The sequence below is a fragment of the Herbaspirillum sp. B65 genome (assembly GCF_000333555.1).
Classification (GTDB): domain Bacteria; phylum Pseudomonadota; class Gammaproteobacteria; order Burkholderiales; family Burkholderiaceae_D; genus Herbaspirillum; species Herbaspirillum rubrisubalbicans.
This window is the reverse complement of the sequence record NZ_BADI01000654.1, coordinates 1-3187: the sequence shown is the minus strand read 5'-3', so window position 1 is coordinate 3187 and position 3187 is coordinate 1. Positions and strand designations below refer to the sequence as shown.

General features: G+C 53.7%; 3 protein-coding genes. All 3 read right to left on the bottom strand.

Annotation, left to right across the window (positions count from 1 at the left end; genetic code table 11):
• Positions 1-101: 101 nt before the first annotated feature.
• Positions 102-1229 carry a UDP-galactopyranose mutase gene (gene glf / locus I5W_RS15420; RefSeq protein ID WP_044529889.1) on the bottom strand — a complete coding sequence of 376 codons (1128 nt, stop codon included), beginning with the start codon at positions 1227-1229 and terminating at the stop codon, positions 102-104.
• Complete coding sequence (locus I5W_RS31355) at positions 1214-1525, bottom strand: hypothetical protein (protein WP_148289121.1); 312 nt, start codon at positions 1523-1525, stop codon at positions 1214-1216. Before I5W_RS31355 ends, glf begins: the two co-directional genes overlap by 16 nt.
• Before the next feature lie 699 nt (positions 1526-2224).
• Positions 2225-2674 carry a hypothetical protein gene (locus tag I5W_RS31350; RefSeq protein ID WP_146744577.1) on the bottom strand — a complete coding sequence of 150 codons (450 nt, stop codon included), beginning with the start codon at positions 2672-2674 and terminating at the stop codon, positions 2225-2227.
• Positions 2675-3187 lie beyond the last annotated feature (513 nt).

Genomic DNA, 3187 nt, shown 5'->3' with positions numbered 1-3187 from the left:
TAATGATAAAGTGGCCGGTCTACGATCGTCAGCATTTCCTTGGAAATGGATCTGGTGGCAGGAAGCAAGCGCGTACCAAGGCCTGCCATCGGAAGAGGGCCTTACGCAGCGGCTTCATCGCGGTCTCCTTCCAGGAGCTTACGGGCCTTGGCCATGGCCGATCCGATCACTTGGTGCATGTCGTAGTAGCGATACTCGGCCAGGCGGCCACCGAAACTCACACGGGTTTCATGCGCTGCTAGTGCTTCGTAGCGCCGGAACAGCGCCATGTTGGTGTCATCGCCGATGGGGTAGTAAGGGGTTTTGTCGCGCTGCCACTGGTCGGGTATTTCACGTGTGATGATGGTACGCGGCATCTGCAGCGTAGCGTCTGCCTGAAAGTGCTTGTGCTCGATGATGCGTGTCCAGGGCAGCTCCGGCTGTGGATAGTTGACCACCGCTACACCCTGGAAATTGTCGATTTCCAGCCACTGCGAATCGAAGCGCAGGGTGCGGTACTCCAGTTCGCCGAAGCGATAGTCGTAGAAGGCATCGATGCGCCCGGTAAAGATGGTGTGCTTGGCCAGCGTGGCCAGCGCGCTGCGTTGCTCCAGATAATCGATGCCCAGGCGAACCTCTACGCCTTCCAGCATGTGCTCGAACATGGCGGTATAGCCGCCCACAGGAATACCCTGGTAACGGTCATTGAAGTAATTGTTGTCCCAGCTAAAGCGCAGTGGTAGTTGTTTGATGATGGCTGCGGGTAGCTCGCGCGGATCCTTCTGCCATTGCTTGCGGGTGTAGTCGCGAATCAAGGTGTGATAGATGTCACTGCCAACCAGTGCCAGTGCCTGTTCTTCCAGATTGGCCGGTTCCCGCTCCAGCTTCAGGCGTTGTTCCTTGATGATGGCGCGTGCTGCTTGTGGACTGGTCACGCCCCATAGTTGGTTGAAGGTGTACATGTTGAAGGGCAGTGAATAGACCTTATCTGCGCACATGGCCAGGGGCGAATTGCGGAAATGGTTGAATTCGGCGAAGCGATTGACGAAGTTCCATATCCGACTGTCGTCGCAATGGAAGACGTGCGGACCATGAGCATGGATATGGATGCCTTCGCGTTCTTCGGTGTAGCAGTTGCCGGCCAGGTGGCGGTATTGGTCGATGACCAGGCAACGCTTTCCCGCGTCGCTTGCCAGGCGCGCGAACGTGGCACCGAACAGGCCGGCACCAACTATCAGGTAGTCATACATGTCAATGTCCTCATGAAGGATGGTGATAACCCAGAGGGAAACAATTGGCGATAGATCAGCATTGCTGTCTGGGCGGCGCCGCCAGGGCTTTCTGCGCCAGCATCGGAGTCGGCACAGGTGAGAACGACCTGATGTTCAGGGAATTGGCGTAGCCAGTTCGGCGACGCCAGATCGCCGGGAAAGCGAAAGGCCAAGCCGATGATCGCTATCGCCTGTCGTTCTTGGTCTTCCCCTGTGGGCTGCGTAGGTGCTGCATCGCGGGGAATACGCTGGGTGTTGTTTTCTGCCGGAATCATATCGTCGTCATGCGTCCGCCCCACACGCGCAAAGCGAGATGCGCGACGCAGTGATCGGCGTCAGGCATGTTCATTTTCCTGCGGGAGGGAAACCGTTTCCGTTCGGGAAGCGGTTGTTTTGCTGGACTTGCTTTTTGTTGTTCCTGATTATGGATTGGCTTTGGTTTATGAGGAGAGCCCGGGGAAAAGTTGTGATGGATATTCGTCTTTTTACGGTAGGCGCCCCAATGTCTCGAAAGTTTGTGAGTGCATGTTCTGATCCTGCGCGCCTAGTCTGCAGTAGCGCTGCGAAGCTGTGGAAATGCTTCGGGGGAAGTGAAGAAAAAAGGTGGAAGTGCGTATTGCCAACCTTATTCGAGGCGGAAGTGATGTTCACATAAGTGTTATCCATAGATGTAGTTATCGCCTGTTTGCAGGGCGATATCATTCTTTTTGCGCAGTTTCTTGGCGTCGATTCCTGGACAGTGGAATTCATCTTCTGAAGACTGTACGAGCAACGGATCTTTGCTTCATGTGCAGCAGGGGCTGTTGAGGTGCGGCGGGGAGAAGTAGAGTCTGGAATAGATCGGAGCCAAAGAATTTCGGCGTTGAAATGAAAAACGCCAACCGGTGATGATTGGCGTTTTTTCTTGGGACATTCTTGATGGACTGGGGCGGAACCGAACCACCGACACAAGGAGGTTCAATTTGATCTTCTATTTACTCGGTATCCGAACCGCCATACGCCATCTCGTTGAAAGCCTCGATGACCTTTGCAATGTCATCTGGCGAATAGATCTTATGGTCATGCTGGATTTTTGGGGGAAGCTCACCTTTGTCGGTGTACTGCTTCACTAACCCGGTGAACGAGGATTCCAGCGCTCTCATTTTCTCGGCCACTTTATTCAGATTGATATTCTCATTTAGTCGCATCTGCTCAAGGTGCTCGCCTAGCGTGGGCCTATGCCATCGTTGGCCACCACTGCGTTCCAACTTTGGTCCGCTAGGAGGAGCGAACTGCAGGCGTCGATTTCGGTCGGGAATACGTGTGCTTGGTTGAGCGTTACTGCTGCTTGGTTGGCCACGCGAAGGGCTTTCTTCCCGCTTGGTCTCGTTGTCACTATCGCTTGAGTAGTTATGGTAAGAAGTTGGTTGAATGTTGTTGAACATTTTGATTCCTTTTGATGAAACAGGACCATGATTTCTTGAATCATGGCTCCAAGGGGTGTTGCGCAGTACAGAGGTACATATCGCAACATATGCAAGTGAGTGATCGACAGGGGGTGAGAGTTCCACCATCGCCTTTCGCAAACTCGCTTAATTTCCCCTCGTAGAACAAGTACGCTCATCAATAAGGCGCCAACTCTTCTTTCAGAAATGACGACACGTTCCTTCGACCGCATAGCGGCGTCCCAGCTTAGATTGCGGACCTGGTGCCATGTGTATCGAGAAACTTTTTTGCCGCTGCCTTTTTTGGCGACCAGTGCGATACCTGCATCGAGATTCTTTTTCCAACCCCAGATTTGGAAGTATTTGAGAGGGGCGCGTACCTGACGCTAAAACCGCTTTGAAGATTGCGGATGATGCGGGGATTGATCGCGGGGAGATGCTCGCCCTGATGGCGGCAGCGGAAGAAACAAAAAAGGCAGCGACGCCGATCAGCGTTGCTGCCTCTTCCGAGAA